The organism is Rhodobacter sp. NSM (genome assembly GCF_052244495.1).
In the GTDB taxonomy this organism is placed as follows: Bacteria; Pseudomonadota; Alphaproteobacteria; order Rhodobacterales; family Rhodobacteraceae; genus Cereibacter_A.
In genome coordinates this window covers 844,067-858,857 of the sequence record NZ_JBQPXH010000001.1, presented here as the reverse complement: position 1 = coordinate 858,857, position 14,791 = coordinate 844,067, and the positions used below count along the sequence as shown (strand labels likewise).

12 protein-coding genes are annotated in these 14,791 nt (G+C 68.2%); 4 read left to right on the top strand and 8 right to left on the bottom strand.

What is annotated here, in order from left to right:
* Nucleotides 1–19: 19 nt before the first annotated feature.
* Entirely contained in the window at nt 20–535 is a 516-nt protein-coding gene (locus tag ACTVZP_RS04070) for a component of SufBCD complex (RefSeq protein WP_443210808.1), read from the bottom strand.
* 148 nt (nt 536–683) lie between these two features.
* On the opposite strand from ACTVZP_RS04070, the gene hemB reads away from it, so the two are divergent.
* Together hemB and ACTVZP_RS04060 are read left to right on the top strand one after the other, a co-directional pair.
* Nucleotides 684–1,688: a porphobilinogen synthase gene (gene hemB / locus ACTVZP_RS04065; protein WP_443210807.1), complete on the top strand. Its 1,005-nt coding sequence runs from the start codon at nt 684–686 to the stop codon at nt 1,686–1,688.
* 258 nt (nt 1,689–1,946) lie between these two features.
* On the top strand, nt 1,947–2,504 hold the full coding sequence (locus ACTVZP_RS04060) for a YSC84-related protein (RefSeq protein ID WP_443210806.1): 558 nt from the start codon (nt 1,947–1,949) through the stop codon (nt 2,502–2,504).
* Between the two features lie 170 nt (nt 2,505–2,674).
* On the opposite strand, the gene ACTVZP_RS04055 is transcribed toward ACTVZP_RS04060, so the two are convergent.
* On the bottom strand, nt 2,675–3,541 hold the full coding sequence (locus ACTVZP_RS04055) for an NAD(P)-dependent oxidoreductase (protein ID WP_443210805.1): 867 nt from the start codon (nt 3,539–3,541) through the stop codon (nt 2,675–2,677).
* Nucleotides 3,542–3,617: 76 nt separating this feature from the next.
* On the opposite strand from ACTVZP_RS04055, the gene ACTVZP_RS04050 reads away from it, so the two are divergent.
* Both ACTVZP_RS04050 and ACTVZP_RS04045 read left to right on the top strand, forming a co-directional pair.
* A complete protein-coding gene (locus ACTVZP_RS04050; protein WP_443210804.1) occupies nt 3,618–6,092 on the top strand; it encodes a penicillin acylase family protein in 2,475 nt (824 codons plus the stop codon).
* A gap of 145 nt (nt 6,093–6,237) precedes the next feature.
* Nucleotides 6,238–6,387, top strand: a complete 150-nt coding sequence (locus ACTVZP_RS04045; protein WP_443210803.1) for a hypothetical protein — start codon at nt 6,238–6,240, stop codon at nt 6,385–6,387.
* Here the strand turns inward: ACTVZP_RS04045 and hflX are convergent.
* The 6 genes from hflX to ACTVZP_RS04015 form a co-directional block, all read right to left on the bottom strand.
* Nucleotides 6,372–7,718, bottom strand: a complete 1,347-nt coding sequence (gene hflX, locus ACTVZP_RS04040; RefSeq protein WP_443210802.1) for a GTPase HflX — start codon at nt 7,716–7,718, stop codon at nt 6,372–6,374. The two genes, ACTVZP_RS04045 and hflX, sit on opposite strands and share 16 nt — an antisense overlap.
* Nucleotide 7,719: 1 nt before the next feature.
* Nucleotides 7,720–7,953 (bottom strand): RNA chaperone Hfq, encoded by a 234-nt coding sequence (hfq, locus tag ACTVZP_RS04035; RefSeq protein ID WP_002719962.1) that lies wholly within the window; start codon nt 7,951–7,953, stop codon nt 7,720–7,722.
* 157 nt (nt 7,954–8,110) lie between these two features.
* The gene (locus ACTVZP_RS04030; RefSeq protein WP_443210801.1) at nt 8,111–9,622 is read right to left on the bottom strand and encodes a potassium transporter TrkG; all 1,512 of its coding nucleotides are present in this window, start codon (nt 9,620–9,622) and stop codon (nt 8,111–8,113) included.
* A gap of 1 nt (nt 9,623) precedes the next feature.
* Nucleotides 9,624–11,000, bottom strand: coding sequence for a Trk system potassium transporter TrkA (trkA, locus tag ACTVZP_RS04025; RefSeq protein ID WP_443210800.1), 1,377 nt, complete (start codon nt 10,998–11,000; stop codon nt 9,624–9,626).
* A gap of 54 nt (nt 11,001–11,054) precedes the next feature.
* Nucleotides 11,055–12,485 carry a nitrogen assimilation response regulator NtrX gene (gene ntrX, locus ACTVZP_RS04020; RefSeq protein WP_443210799.1) on the bottom strand — a complete coding sequence of 477 codons (1,431 nt, stop codon included), beginning with the start codon at nt 12,483–12,485 and terminating at the stop codon, nt 11,055–11,057.
* On the bottom strand, nt 12,482–14,743 hold the full coding sequence (locus ACTVZP_RS04015) for an ATP-binding protein (protein ID WP_443210798.1): 2,262 nt from the start codon (nt 14,741–14,743) through the stop codon (nt 12,482–12,484). Before ACTVZP_RS04015 ends, ntrX begins: the two co-directional genes overlap by 4 nt.
* Nucleotides 14,744–14,791 lie beyond the last annotated feature (48 nt).

Below are 14,791 nucleotides of genomic sequence, written 5' to 3'. Positions count from 1 at the left end.
CTCGAACGCCGCCCCCCGGTCAGAGCACGCCGATGCGGAGGTTCTGATACATGCCCCACATGGCGGTCAGGAAGATCGACACGACGCCGAGCGCCTGCACCCTCATGCGGTGGGCCGCCAGCGCCCGGTAGAGATCCTGCCCCTCGAGAGGCTCGATCCGGACCGCGGTGCGCAGGCTCATGCCGGCGACCACCATCATCGGGAGCGCGAGGCAGAAGACCGCCTGAGCGAATTCGATCCCGTAGCGGAACCCCAGCAGGCCGAGCATCGTCAGCACGAAGGCCGCACCGCCGACGATCCACAATCCGGACGAGCTGCCTATGTGGCGGAGACGGCCGGCATAGATGCGCGCGAGCTGGTGCACGTCCTCGCCCGCAGGGCCGCCCGTCCGGCGCGCGCGCTGCACGAGATCCCACGGAACCCCCATGACCCAGTGGCTGGTCGTGGACCACATCACCGCAAGCGCCAGCCAGAACCACAGGTTCGAGAACGAGCGGAGGTCGATCACCTCGGAGATGCGGGCATGAAAATCCACGGGCACGGGTCCTTTCGTCCGAGCGGCCCGGCGTGCCGCCCTTGCGGCATTCCTACCCTTGAGACCGGGGTCTTTCCATGGCAGGCAGAAGGAAATTTCCAAGCGGCGCGGGCGTGCCACGCCCGCGCCCCGCCTTCCGAGGACAGCCATGCGCCCGATCCAAGCCGCCTATCCCCAAGCCCGCTTCCGCCGCGTGCGTCGCACCGATGCCCTGCGCCGACTGACGCAGGAGCATACGTTGACGGTCGGCGACCTGATCTGGCCGCTCTTCGTGCGCGACGGAGAGAACATCGAGGAGCCGGTCCATTCCATGCCCGGCGTCGTGCGCCGCTCGGTGGACCTGATCGTGAAGGCGGCGGAAGAGGCCGCGAGCCTCGGCATCCCTGCCGTCTGTCTCTTCCCCTACACCGATCCCTCGCTCAAGACCGAGCTCTGCGAAGAGGCGTGGAACCCCGACAACCTCGCGAACCGCGCGATCCGGGCGATCAAGGCCGCGGTGCCCGAGATCGCGGTGATGACCGACGTGGCGCTCGATCCCTACAACGCCAACGGCCATGACGGGCTGGTGCGCGACGGGATCATCCTGAACGACGAGACGGTCGAGGCGCTGGTGAAGATGGCGCTGGCGCAGGCGGAGTCGGGCGCCGACATCCTGGGCCCCTCGGACATGATGGACGGCCGCATCGGCGCGATGCGGTCGGCGCTGGAGTCGGCAGGGCACAAGGACGTGGCGATCCTCTCCTACTCGGCCAAGTATGCCTCGGCCTTCTACGGCCCGTTCCGCGACGCCGTGGGCGCCTCGGGTGCGCTGAAGGGGGACAAGAAGACCTACCAGATGGACCCGGGAAACACCGACGAGGCGCTGCGCCTGATCGAGCGCGACCTGCGCGAAGGCGCCGACATGGTGATGGTGAAGCCCGGGATGCCCTATCTCGACATCTGCCGGCGGGTGAAGGACGCCTTCGGCGTGCCGACCTATGCCTATCAGGTCTCGGGCGAATACGCGATGATCAAGGGCGCGGCCGAACGCGGCTGGATCAAGGGCGAAGCCGCGATGATGGAAAGCCTGCTCTGCTTCAAGCGGGCGGGCTGCGACGGCATCCTGACCTATTTCGCCCCCGAGGCCGCACGCATCCTCCGCGCGGGGATGTGAGGTCGGCTGCCGCCGGCCGCCGCTGCGCGGCCGGGATCCCCGAGAGCCGGGACACCACCGGCCCCTCGCGCTGAGAACGTGACCGGCCGCTCGCCGGGAAAGCGGGACCGGGGCGGGAAGCCGGGCGAAGCTTCGCCGGCGTCCCATTGCCTGCCGTGAGGGATGTGCCGGGCTGACAAGAGGCGAGCAACGCGGTATAAGCACCTGTGAGGGGACGAAGATCCCCGGCCCAAGGGCTCGAGGCGGAAAGAGGGTTTCATGGCAGACAGTTCGAGACGGACTTTTCTCGGGGCCGCCGGTGCGGCATTGCTTCTCACGGCGGCCTGCGCCAACGGCGTCGGCAACAACAATGCGGCCGTGATCGACGCGCGCGTGGATGCCACGCGGGACTATCTCTTCGACCGGTATCCCGGCACGCGCGACCTCGCCCGCGATGCGAAGGGCGTGCTCTACATGCCGCTGGTGACAGAGGCAGGCTTCGGCCTCGGCGGCGCCTACGGCCGCGGCGCACTTCGGATCAACGACATCACGGTGGACTACTACTCGGCCACGCGTGCCACGATCGGCTTCCAGATCGGGGCCCAGCAATATGCCCACGCGCTGTTCTTCATGACGGAGCAGGCGCTGGCCGACTTCCGTGCGGGATCGGGCTGGGCGGTGGGCGCGGATGTGCGCTACGCCACTCCCGATCAGGGGGCGAGCATCGGCAAGGAGACGACCGAGATCCAGCCCGTCGTGGCGCTGATCTTCGGCCAGTCGGGCCTGATCGCGGGCGCGACGCTGGGCGGCGTGAAATACACCCGCATCATCCCCTGAGCGGGCCGCCATCTGGAGACAGGACCCGGGAAACGTCTTCCGGGGCCTTCTCGTCGGGCAGCGGCGACCGTATCCGCGCGATTTGATCCGCGTCAGCGACCTGATGGCATGGGGCCGCCGTTTGCGTTTGGGTTTGCGGCACGCGGCTCAGTCGCGGCGTGCCCCGTTGGTCACCGCGTCAGCCGCTTGATGAGCGAAGACGTATCCCAACGGCCGCCGCCCATCTGCTGGACCTCCTTGTAGAACTGGTCGACGAGCGCCGTGACGGGCAGGCTCGCCCCCACCTCGTCGGCAGTCTTGAGGCAGATGCCCAGATCCTTGCGCATCCAGTCCACGGCGAATCCGTAATCGAACTTGCCGTCGAGCATCGTCGCGTGGCGGTTCGCCATCTGCCAGCTGCCCGCGGCGCCCTGGCTGATGACCTCGACCACGGCGCGGCCGTCCATTCCGGCCTTCTCGCCGAAAGCCAGTGCCTCGGACAGGCCCTGCACGAGTCCCGCGATGCAGATCTGGTTCATCATCTTGGCGATCTGGCCCGAGCCGCTCTCGCCGAGCCTGCGGCAGACGCGGGCATAGGCTGCCATGACAGGTTCGGCGGCAGCGTAATGTGCCTCCGATCCGCCGCACATGATCGAGAGCGCGCCGTTCTCGGCGCCCGCCTGGCCCCCCGAGACCGGCGCATCGACAAAGCCGAGCCCGAGCCCGTCCGCCTCGGTCGCAAGCTCGCGCGTGACTTGGGCGGAGACCGTCGTGTGATCGACGAAGATGGCGCCGCGGGCCATTCCCGCAAAGGCCCCCGCCTCGCCGCGGCAGACCGAGCGCAGGTCGTCGTCGTTGCCCACGCAGGCCATGACGAACTCGGCACCCTCCGCCGCCGCGGCCGGCGTGGGCGCCGAGCGCCCGCCATGCTGCGCGACCCAGGCTTCGGCCTTTGCGCCGCTGCGGTTGTAGACCGTCACCTCGTGCCCCTTGGCCGCCAGATGGCCGGCCATCGGAAAGCCCATGACCCCCAGTCCCAGAAATGCAAGCTTGGCCATGGTCTTCCTCCCGATTGCCGTTGTGTGACGGATCGACTAGGAACCATTCCGACCTCTCGCGTCAAGGACGGGCCCCATGATCGTCGTCTTCCGCTGGCTGCTGCGCGTCTTCACCGGCCTCGTGGTGCTCGCGCTTCTGGCCACGCTGATTGCCTATTACTTCCTGTCGCGCTCGCTGCCCGACTACGACGAAAGCTTCCGGCTCGACGGGATCTCCGGGCCGGTCGAGATCGTGCGCAACGACGCGAATGTCCCCCATCTCTTCGGCCGGACGGACGAGGACGTCTATTTCGCGCTGGGATTCGCCCATGCGCAGGACCGGCTCTGGCAGATGGTCACAATGCGGCGGACGGTGCAGGGGCGGCTTTCCGAGGTCTTCGGCGAGCGGACGCTGAAGATCGACGAACTCATGCGTCGCTACGACCTCTACGGGCTCGCGCAGAAATCGGTCGAGGCGCAGGATCCCGAGACCCGCGCCGCGCTCGAGGCCTATGCCCGCGGCGTCAATGCCTGGATCGGGCAGGTCAACGCCGATGCCCGCGGCCGCGGCGCGCCCGAGTTCTTCCTGTTCTCGAACGAGATCGCCGTCTGGCGCCCCGCTGACAGCATCGCGCTCATCAAGCTGATGGCGCTGCAGCTTTCGTCGCACCTGCAGTCCGAGGTGCTGCGTGCGCGGGTGTCGCTGCTCCTGCCCGATCCGCGCGTGGCCGACATCCTGCCCGATGCTCCGGGAGAGGGCGTGATCGCGCTGCCCTCCTATGCGAGCCTCGTGCCCGGTCCCCTGCCCGCGTTGCGAAAGGCCGAGCATCGCGAGGACCCGCTCTCGCCGTTCCACGTCAAGGCTCTCTCCGGGGCGTCGAACGCCTGGGCCGCCGCTCCCTCGCGCTCGGCCGCGGGGGGCTCGCTCCTCGCGAACGACCCGCATCTTGGCTTCACCGCCCCCTCGATCTGGTATCTCGCGCGGCTCCAGCTGTCGTCGGGCGGCGTCATCGGCGCCACCATGCCCGGCATTCCCGCCGTCCTGCTCGGACGCTCGAACCGGCTCGGCTGGGCGCTGACCTCGGCCTACATGGACGATCAGGACGTCCATATCGAGGAGGTCAACCCCGAGAACCACGAGGAGTACCGGACGCCCGACGGCTGGAAGACCTTCGAGACCCGGCGTTCGATCATCAAGGTGAAGGACGCCCGGCCCATCACCATCACCTTGCGATGGACCGAGAACGGTCCGGTGCTGCCCGGCACCCACTATGACCTCGCCGCCATCACGCCTCCGGGTCATGTGGCCTCGCTGTCCTGGGCGGCCCTCTCGGCCGAGGACACGTCGATGAGCGCAGCCATGCGGCTGATGAAGGCCCAGAACGTCGACGGGGCGATCGAGGCCGGACGGCTCTTCATCGCGCCCGCGCAGAACCTGATGCTGGCGGACGTGGACCGCGTGGCGATGCAGACGGTGGGCGCCATGCCGAAGCGCGACGCGCAGAACCAGTCGAAGGGGCGGATGCCCTCTCCCGGCTGGCTGCCTGAAAACCGCTGGCAGGGCTTCTTTCCCTACGAGGACAACCCCCGCGTGGTCGCCCCCGAGACCGGGATCCTCGGCAACACCAACAACAAGACCGTGGATCGCCCCTTCCCGCTGCACGTCTCGTTCGACTGGGGCGACACGCAGCGCATCCAGCGCTGGCTCGCGCTGATGAAGAGCCGGGAGGTCCACACCCGGGAGAGCTTCATCGAGGCGCAGCTCGACACCGTCTCGCCCACGGCGCGGAACCTCCTGCCGCTCGTCGCGGCGGATCTCTGGTTCACCGGCGAGGCCGCACCCGACGGCACGCCCGAGCGGCTGCGCCAGCGCGCGCTGGCGCTGCTTGCGGAATGGAACGGCGAGATGAACGAGCACCTGCCCGAGCCGCTGATCTACATGGCCTGGATGCGCGCGCTGCAGGACCGGCTGATCCGCGACGAGCTGGGGCCGCTCGCCGACGAGTTCGAGCACATCCAGCCGGACTTCGTCGAGCGCGTCTTCCGCGACACGCGCGGGGCGGCGGTCTGGTGCGACATCATCCAGTCGGCCGCCACCGAGAGTTGCACCGACATTGCGCGGATGGCGCTCGACGACGCGCTTCTCAAGCTGACCGAGGACTGGGGCCCGAACATCGAGAGCTGGCGCTGGGGCGACGCGCATCAGGCGACGCACGATCATCCGGCGTTGGGCGAGGTGCCGCTGCTCAGGTATTTCGTGAACATCCGCCAGTCGACCTCGGGCGGCGACCAGACGCTGATGCGGGGCATGACGCGCGGCACGGGACCGGATCCCTACGAGAACGTGGCCGGCGCGGGCTATCGCGGGGTCTACGACTTCGCCGATCCGGACTCGTCGGTCTTCATCTCTTCCACCGGCCAGTCCGGACACCCGCTGTCGCGCTTCTACGACAACCTGGGCGAGCTCTGGCGGCGGGGCGAGTACATCCCGATGTCGCTCGATCCCGATCTCGCCCGTGCGGCTGCCGTGGGCATCACCCGACTCGAGCCGAGCGACACCGCCGCCGACTGACGGCAGTCTCCGGCGGATGGACCCAGGGCGGTGCGACGGCGGGCGGACCGCAAGACTCGGGGGGGGGCGCCGACTGACCGGGAACGGAAGCGCATCCGACGGACCGCGACGCGCAGGCACACCAGCCGGCCTCGTGGCATGGCGCATGAACCACTGGATCATCGTGCCCGTCGTCCGGCCGGCCATGCTCGCGCCATTGATCGTGCTGCTGGTGCGCCACGATCTCCTGCTGCAGCGCGTCTCTCGCTCGCCGGGACCGTTGGCGGCACCCGAGCGCCCTCACAGTTCGCGGTAGCGCTTCTCCTGCCGGGCGGTCCAGCGCACGTCGATCCGGTGACCGTCCTCGGTCTCGTCCTCTGCCGTCACAACGCCTTCCGCATGAAGCCAGGCGCGGCGGCGGCCCTCGGCGAAGCCCAGCGTCAGGCTGCGCTCGGTCCTCTCCTCGTCGAAGGCGGCCGAGACCGCCTCAAGCAACTCCGCCAGCCCCTCTCCGGTCAGGGCCGAGAGGGCGAAGGTCGACTCGGACCGGGCGGCCTGCACGACGAGTTGCTCGTGCATCGTGCCCTGCACGAGGTCGAGCTTGTTCCAGACCTCGAACTGGGGCGTCGCGGCCCTGACGCCGAGGCTCTGCAGGATCTCGGCCACGTCGGCGGCCTGCTCGGCTGTTTCGGGATGCGAGATGTCGCGGACGTGGAGGATCAGATCGGCCTCGAGCACTTCCTCAAGCGTGGCGCGGAAGGCGGCCACCAGTTGGGTCGGCAGGTCGGAGATGAATCCCACCGTGTCGCTCAGGATGATCTTGCGCCCCGAGGGCAGCGTCACTCCGCGCATGGTCGGATCGAGCGTCGCGAAGAGCATGTCCTTCGCCAGCACCTCCGCCCCCGTCATGCGGTTGAAGAGCGTCGATTTGCCCGCGTTGGTATATCCCACCAGCGCGACGATCGGGAACGGCACCTTTCGGCGCGAGGCCCGGTGCAGCTCTCGGGTCTTCACGACCTTGTCCAGCTGGCGGCGGATGCGGATCACCTGCTCGTCGATGGCGCGGCGGTCCGCCTCGATCTGCGTCTCGCCGGGGCCGCCGACGAAGCCGAAGCCGCCGCGCTGCCGCTCGAGGTGGGTCCAGGCCCGCACGAGCCGCGTTCGCTGATAGGAGAGGGCGGCAAGTTCCACCTGCAGCACCCCCTCCCGCGTGCGGGCGCGGTCGGCGAAGATCTCGAGGATGAGGCCGGTCCGGTCGAGGAGCTTCACCCCCCATTCCTTCTCGAGGTTCCTCTGCTGGACCGGCGAGACCGGACCATCGACGAGGACGAGACCCACTTCCAGCGCCTCGAACCGCGTCTTCAGTTCGGCCACCTTGCCCGTCCCGAACAGCAGGCCAGGCTGTGCGCGGGGCAGCCGGACAACCTCCTGGCCCACGATCTCCATCTCGGGCAAGGCCGCGGCCAGTGCCACCGCCTCGGCCAGCCGAAGCTCGGGCAGGCGTCGCGAACGCTCGGTGCGGATATCGGGATGAAGGACGAAGGCGCGCATCGGCTGCGCACGAGTCTCTCCTTCGGAGCCCGTTGCGGGACCTCCGGCGATACCCTCGCGGCGGGGCTCCTCCTCCCCTTCCTCGGGATCGGTCAAATCAGTCGTCGCCCTCGTAGAGATTGATCGGTTGTCCGGGCATGATGGTCGAGATCGCGTGCTTGTAGACCAGCTGCGACTGGCCGTCCCGGCGCAGCAGGACACAGAAATTGTCGAACCAGGTAATCACGCCCTGCAGTTTCACACCATTGATCAGAAAAATAGTTACCGGAACCTTGGCCTTCCTGACGTGATTCAGAAAGGCATCCTGCAAGTTCTGTTTATCGGCCGCCATCCGTTTTCTTGCCTTTATGGTTGAGACGCTTCCGTCTTTCCTCGTTCCCCCCGGTTGCAATCCGACGGTCGGAATCGAGTATGGGCAGGAGTTGCGGGAGATTCCAGCCCCAATAACATATCGTTAGTCTTGTGCGGCGAGCCTGTCGCTTTTCCGCTCAGCGCCGCCAGCTGGCCGGGGCCAGCAGGGCGAGGATGGCCAGCGTTTCCATCCGGCCTACAACCATTGCGATTCCGGCAACGATCTTCGCCACCGCGCCCAGTTCGGACCAGCGGATCGGGGTCTCGACGGCAAGGTCGGCCAGCGGTCCCGTCGTGGTCAGCGCCGCGATGCCCAGCACCATCGCGCGCTCGAATCCCAGGCCGGCAAGGCTCAGGGCGGCCGTGACGACGGCGATGGAGAAGGCAAAGAGCATGAAGAAGATCCATGCCACATAGGCCCCCTCGCGCCGCAGCCGCCGCGCGACGGCCCCCTGCCCGCCGATCGAGCTCGGGTGGACGATCCGTTCCAGTTCACGTTCCGCGTGGCGGTAGAGCGCGTAGACGCGCAGCAGCTTGACGCCGCCGGCCGTGGTCGCGACGCCGCCGCCGACGATGGCGAGGCCGAGCAGGATCAGGCCCGGCGTGCCCAGCCCCGACCATGACCGCGAGGCGACCCATGCGGAAGATTCATAACCCGTGGTGGTCAGGAAGGAGAGCGTCGTGAAGAGCCCGCCCCACATCGCGCGCGACGCGGCCGCGATGTTCTGCGTGTCCTCGGTCTCGATCGCGCCGATCCAGTGCCGCAGGAAGAGGACGACCGGCACCCCGAGCAGGAAGAAGAAGGCCATCATGACCTCGGGGTCGCGGTGGATGGGCGTATCGCGGTCCACCATCGAGGTGCCGGGCATCAGGCGCCGCGTCACCGCGAAGAAGAGAAAGAGGAAGATCAGGAACTCGCCCCTGAACCCCGCCTCACCCGCCGTCATCGTCTCGAGCGGCGAGATGCCGCTTGTCGAGAGCGTCCCCATCGCATGGCAGAGGCCCACGAGTCCGTTTTCCCCGGCAAGGAGCAGCATCCCCCAGAGCGCCAGCGTCAGCCCGCCATAGGCGGGGAAGAGCGACAGCGACTGGCGTACCAGCCGCTCGGTCGGATCGGCGATGCGGGTGATCTGGCTCGCCTGTTCGCGCCCGGGGACGTGGCCCGAGACGACCTCCATGCCCCCGAGGCTGAGCGGAGCCAGCACCGCCATCGCCGCGGTCAGCACGAAGAACCCGCCCAGCCAGCCGACCAGGGCGCGCCACAGGTGGACCGAGGGCGGCAGCCGTCCCGGCGTGTCGTAGAGCGTGGCCCCCGTCGTGGTGAAGGACGAGAGCATCTCGAACCAGGCGTTGGTGAAGCTCGTGTCCGGGACCGCCATCTGGAAGGGCAGTGCGAGCATCGGCGGCAGGATCAGGTAGGCGCCGACCAGCGTGGTCAGGTGCGCGCGCGCGGCGCGCGGCGGCGGGCGGTTCTGCGTCGCGATCGCGACCATGCCGATCACGATCAGGAGGAATGTGCCCGCATAGAAGAAGGCGCGCGCAACCTCGTGCTGGCGCAGGACGATGGCATGGGCCGCAGGCAGGTACATGGCCAATGCGCCGCCCGCCATCAGCACGACGATCAGCGGAACCGAGCGGAGCCTGGCCATGTCAGAAGAAGTCGATCGAGACCTGCAGGAGGCGTTCGACCTCCGGCACGTCAGCCGTCATGCAGAAGAGCGCGATCACGTCTCCGTCGTCCACGCGCAGGTCGCCCGTGGGCTTCAGCACCCGGTCGCCCTTCATCACCGCGCCGACGAGAACGCCCTCGGGGAAGTCGATGTCGCGGATGTGGCGCCCGGCCAGCGGCGAGGTCGACAGGACCTGCGCCTCGATCACCTCGGCCTCGGCGTCCCCGATGGAATAGATCGCCCGCACGCGACCGTGGCGGACGTGGCGCAGGATCGAGGAGACGGTGGTGGCGCGGGGGTTGATGTAGGCGTCGATGTCGAGCGCCTGCATGATCGGCAGCAGCGTCGGATCGTTCACGAGCACGATCGCCATCGGGCAGCCCGCCTGCTTGGCGCGCACGGCGGCGAGGATGTTGGTCTTGTCGTCGTCCGTCACCGCCAGCACCGCATCGGCGCGGTCGACGTTGGCCTCCATCAGCAGGTCCATGTCGAGCCCGTCGCCGTTGAGCACGATGGTCCGCTCGAGCCCGTCGGCGGCGGTTTCCGCCTTGCTGCGGTTGCGTTCTATCACCTTGACCCGGACCCGGTCGGCCCGCGTCTCGAGTGCCTTGGCGACCGCGAGGCCCACATTGCCGCCGCCGATCACGATGATCCGCTCCTGTTTGCGCGAGGCCTTGCCGAAGATGTCCAGTGTCCGCGCCACATCCTCGGAATGGACGAAGACATAGACCTCGTCGGCCGCGAAGAGCTGGTCGCCCGGCTCGGGCACGAAGAGCCGCCCCTCGCGCCGGACGCCCACGACAAGGGCGCGCAGGCTGGTGAAAAGCTCGTTGAGCTGCCTGAGTGGCGTGTTCAGCACCGGGCAGTCCTCGTCGAGGGCGATGCCGAGAAGCTGCGCCTTGCCCTCCATGAAGCTTTCCGTGTCGAAGGTCGAGGGCGCCGCGAGGCGTTGCAGTGCGGCCTCGGCCACCTCCTTCTCGGGCGAGATCACCACGTCGATCGGCAGGTGGTCCCGGCGGTAGAGGTCGGAATAGATCGCGTCGAGATAGCTCTGCGACCGCAGGCGCGCGATCTTGCGGGTGATGCCGAAGATCGAATGGGCCACCTGGCAGGTGACCATGTTGACCTCGTCGGACTGGGTCGCGGCGATGATCATGTCGGCATCGCGCGCGCCGGCCTTCTCCAGCACGTCCGGGTAGGAGGCGAAGCCCACGACCCCCTGCACGTCGAGCGTGTCGGTCGCGCGCCGCACGAGGTCGGCGTTCATGTCGACGACGGTGACGTCGTTGCGCTCGCCCGAGAGGTGACGCGCGATCTGCCAGCCGACCTGGCCGCCGCCGCAGATGATCACCTTCATGTCACGGCCTCCGAACTGTCAGGCCCTTCTGCTTGGCAGAACGGCCCGCCATGGTCAATCCGGCGCCCCCACGGGCTCGTCCTCGTCCTCGAAATCGTCCTCTATCCGGGCAAGGCGGCTGCCGCCCTTGGCATTCGTCACCACGCCCAGCGACTTGAGCTTCCGGTGCAGCGCCGAGCGTTCCATTCCCACGAAGGCGGCGGTGCGGCTGATGTTGCCGCCGAAACGGTTGATCTGCGTGAGCAGATACTCGCGCTCGAAAAGTTCCCGCGCCTCGCGCAGCGGCAGGGTCGCGAGCGCCCCGCCGAGGACCAGCCGCCCCTCGTCGCCGGTGGACTCGTTTCCCGGCAGTTCGCGCGCCTCGATCGGGCCCGAACCGTCGCCCAGGATCAGCACCCGCTCGATCACGTTGCGCAGTTGGCGGACGTTGCCCGGCCACGGCATCGTCTGCAGCATCGCCTCGGCCTCGGAGGTGAGGCTGCGCAGCGGAAGGCCCTGGCTGCGGTGGAACATCTCGATGAAGTGCTTCGCCAGCATCGGGATGTCCTCCCGCCGGTCCGCCAGCGCCGGAACCTCGATCGGCACCACGTTGAGCCGGTCGTAGAGTTCCTGCCGGAAGCGGCCGGCGGCGATCTCGGCGCGCAGGTCCCGCGTCGTGGACGAGATCACCCGAAGGTCCACCCGCACCTTGTCCGTCCCGCCCTGGCGGGTGAACTGCTGTTCGGTCAGCACGCGCAGGATCTTCGACTGCGTGCCGAGCGGCATGTCGGCCACCTCGTCGAAATAGACGATGCCGCCATGCGCCTGTTCGAGCAGCCCCTGCTCGATCCCCCGGTCGGGCGTCTCGCGGCCGAAGAGGACCTCCTCCATCCGGTCGGGCTCGATCGTGGCCGACGAGACCGAGATGAACGGCGCCCCCGACCGGTTCGAGTTGGTATGGATGAACCGGGCAGCAAGCTCCTTGCCCGCGCCGGCCGCGCCCGAGAGCATCACGCGTCCGTTCGACTTGGTGACCTTGTCGAGCTGCGCCTTCAGCAGCCGGAAGGCGGTCGATCCGCCCAGCATCTCGGCCGCCGAGACGTCGCGGCGGCGCAGCTCGCTGTTCTCCCGCCGCAGGCGGGCCGTCTCCATCGCGCGGTGGACCACCACCATGAGCTGGTCGATGTTGAACGGCTTCTCGATGAAGTCGTAGGCGCCCTGCTTGATGGCCGCCACCGCGATCTCGATGTTGCCGTGGCCCGAGATGATCACGACCGGCACGTCGGGATTGTCGCGCTTCGTGCGCTTCAGGATGTCGATCCCGTCCATCCGGCTGTCCTTGAGCCAGATGTCGAGGATCATCAGCGCGGGAGGCTCGGCATTCACCGCCGCCATGCACTCGTCTGAATTCGCGGCGAGGCGGATCTGGAAGCCCTCGTCGCGCAGGATGTCCCCGATCAGTTCGCGGATGTCGCGTTCGTCGTCGACGATCAGAATGCTGCTCATGTCTCCTCCAGTCTCGCCTCGCTGGTCTTCGCCGCCCGGGACCGGCTGCGCAGGATGCGGGGCAGCCGGATCTCGGCCATGGCCCCGCGATGGCCGTCCTCGGAGAAAGGTTCGGCATCGGTCAGGGTCAGGATGCCGCCGTGTTCCTCGATGATCTTCTTGACGATGGGCAGGCCTAGGCCCGTCCCCTTCTCGCGCGTGGTGACATAGGGTTCAAAGAGCCGCGTCCGGTCAGGCGGCAGGCCGGTGCCGTTGTCCGCGATGCGGATCAGGGCCTGCTCCTCGTCCACCTGCAGCGAAACGCTGATCTCGGGCTGCCAGGGGCCTTTGACGCTCTCCGCCCGGGCCTCGATCGCCTCGCCCGCGTTCTTCATCAGGTTGGTCAGCGCCTGCCCGATCATGGTCGTGTCGATCTCGATGGGCCATGGCTCGGCGGGCAGGTCGGCGTTGATGCGCACGTCGGGCTGTCCCGCCTCCTGCAGGAGGACCGTCTCGCGCAGCAGCTTCACCAGATCCGCCTCGCGCCGGTCGGGTTCCGGCATCCGGGCGAATTTCGAGAACTCGTCCACGATGCGGCGGAGGTCGTTCGTCTGGCGGATGATCACGTCGGAATACTGGTCGAGATCGGCCGCCTGCTCGCCCACCAGCGGGCGGAACTTGCGCTTGATGCGTTCCGCCGAAAGCTGGATGGGCGTCAGCGGGTTCTTGATCTCGTGCGCGATGCGCCGGGCCACATCCCCCCAGGCGGCCATGCGCTGGGCCGAGACGAGGTCGGTCACGTCGTCGAAGGCCACCACGTAGCCCTCGAGCCGCCCGCTGTCGTTGCGACGCGGGCTCATTCGGACGAGGAGGCTCTCCATCCGGCCCTTGCGGATCAGGCGGATTTCCTCCTGCACCGCCGTCCCGGTCCCGCGCAACCGCTCGAAGAGCGCGGCGAATTCCGGGACCGCGACCGAGAGGGGCATGTTCCCCGCCTCGGGCAGTTCCAGCAGCCGCTCGGCGGCGCGGTTGATGAAATCCACCTGCCCCACCGCGTCGAGGCCGATCACACCCGCCGTCACCGAGGAGAGGACGGAATCGAAGAGCCGCCGCCGCCGCTCGATCTGGCGGTTGTTGTCCATCAGCGCATCGCGCTGGCCCTTGAGCTGCCGGGTCATCTGGTTGAAGAGCCGGCCGAGCATGGCGATCTCGTCGTCGCCCTCCTCCTCGGGCACCTGCACGTCGAGATCCCCTGCCCCCACCCGCTGCGCCGCCCCCGCGAGCCGCCCCACCGGCCGCGAGAGCCGCTCGGCAAACCAGAGGCCGAGCCAGACGGCGGCGAGGATCAGAATCAGCGCAAAGCCGAGGTAGAGCAGCCCGAATTCGAACAGCATCCGGCCCCGCTCGGCCTCGAGCTGGTGGTAGAGCGCGACCGTCTGGCGCGTGTCGTCGAGCAGGCTCAGGATCGAGCCGTCCACCGTGCGCGAGACGTAGAGGAACCGGTCGGGGAAGGCGTCAAGATGGACGAGCGCGCGGAACTCGTTGTTGCTCCAGTCCTGGATCAGCACCGTCTCCCCGGCCCTGGCGCGCTCCATGTCCGCAGCCGAGGGCTGCTCGAAGTCGAAGAGATAGCTGCGCTCGCCGCGGGTCTTCAGCTCGCCACCGCCATCGATCAGGAAGGCTTCGCGCAGGCCGCGCTGGATCTTCTCCTGTCCTTGAGTCAGCAGCGGGCGCAACTGGTCGTCGCGCAGGAAGAAGGTCGACTGCTTGGCGACGTTCAGATAGGCCGCCAGCGCCTCGGCATCCTCGATCAGGTCGTGGCGGTGCTCTTCCTGATAGGCCTCGGCCGCCTCGAGCGAGGCCCCCACCACCTGCCGCACGCGCTCCGAGAACCAGCCCTCGAGGCCCACGTTGACGGTGAGCATCGCGAAGACCGCGACGAGGACGGTCGGCACGAGAGCGAGAACGGCAAAGGTGCCGACGAGCCTGAGGTGCAGCCGCGAACCCGCCGACTGGATCCGCCGGTCCGAGATCATGCGGGCGATGCGGGCGATGACCAGCGCCGCCACGACGAGGACGTAGACGAGATCGCCAAGCAGCACGAAGCGCAGCGAGGGCGAGTTCGCCCCCTGGTTCATCGGCCCGAGTGCAAGGAAGGTCGCCAGAACGAGGACCGGCCCCAGCATGACAAGGCCGAAGGCCATTGCGTTCTGCACGCGCCGCTGCCTGAGCAACCGCGAAAACTTGATCCAGGTGTTGCTGCGCGCAGCAGTCCGCACGGATGCCCTGTCCCGCCTCTCGGGGGGCAGTTAAGCTGCCCTCCCCTG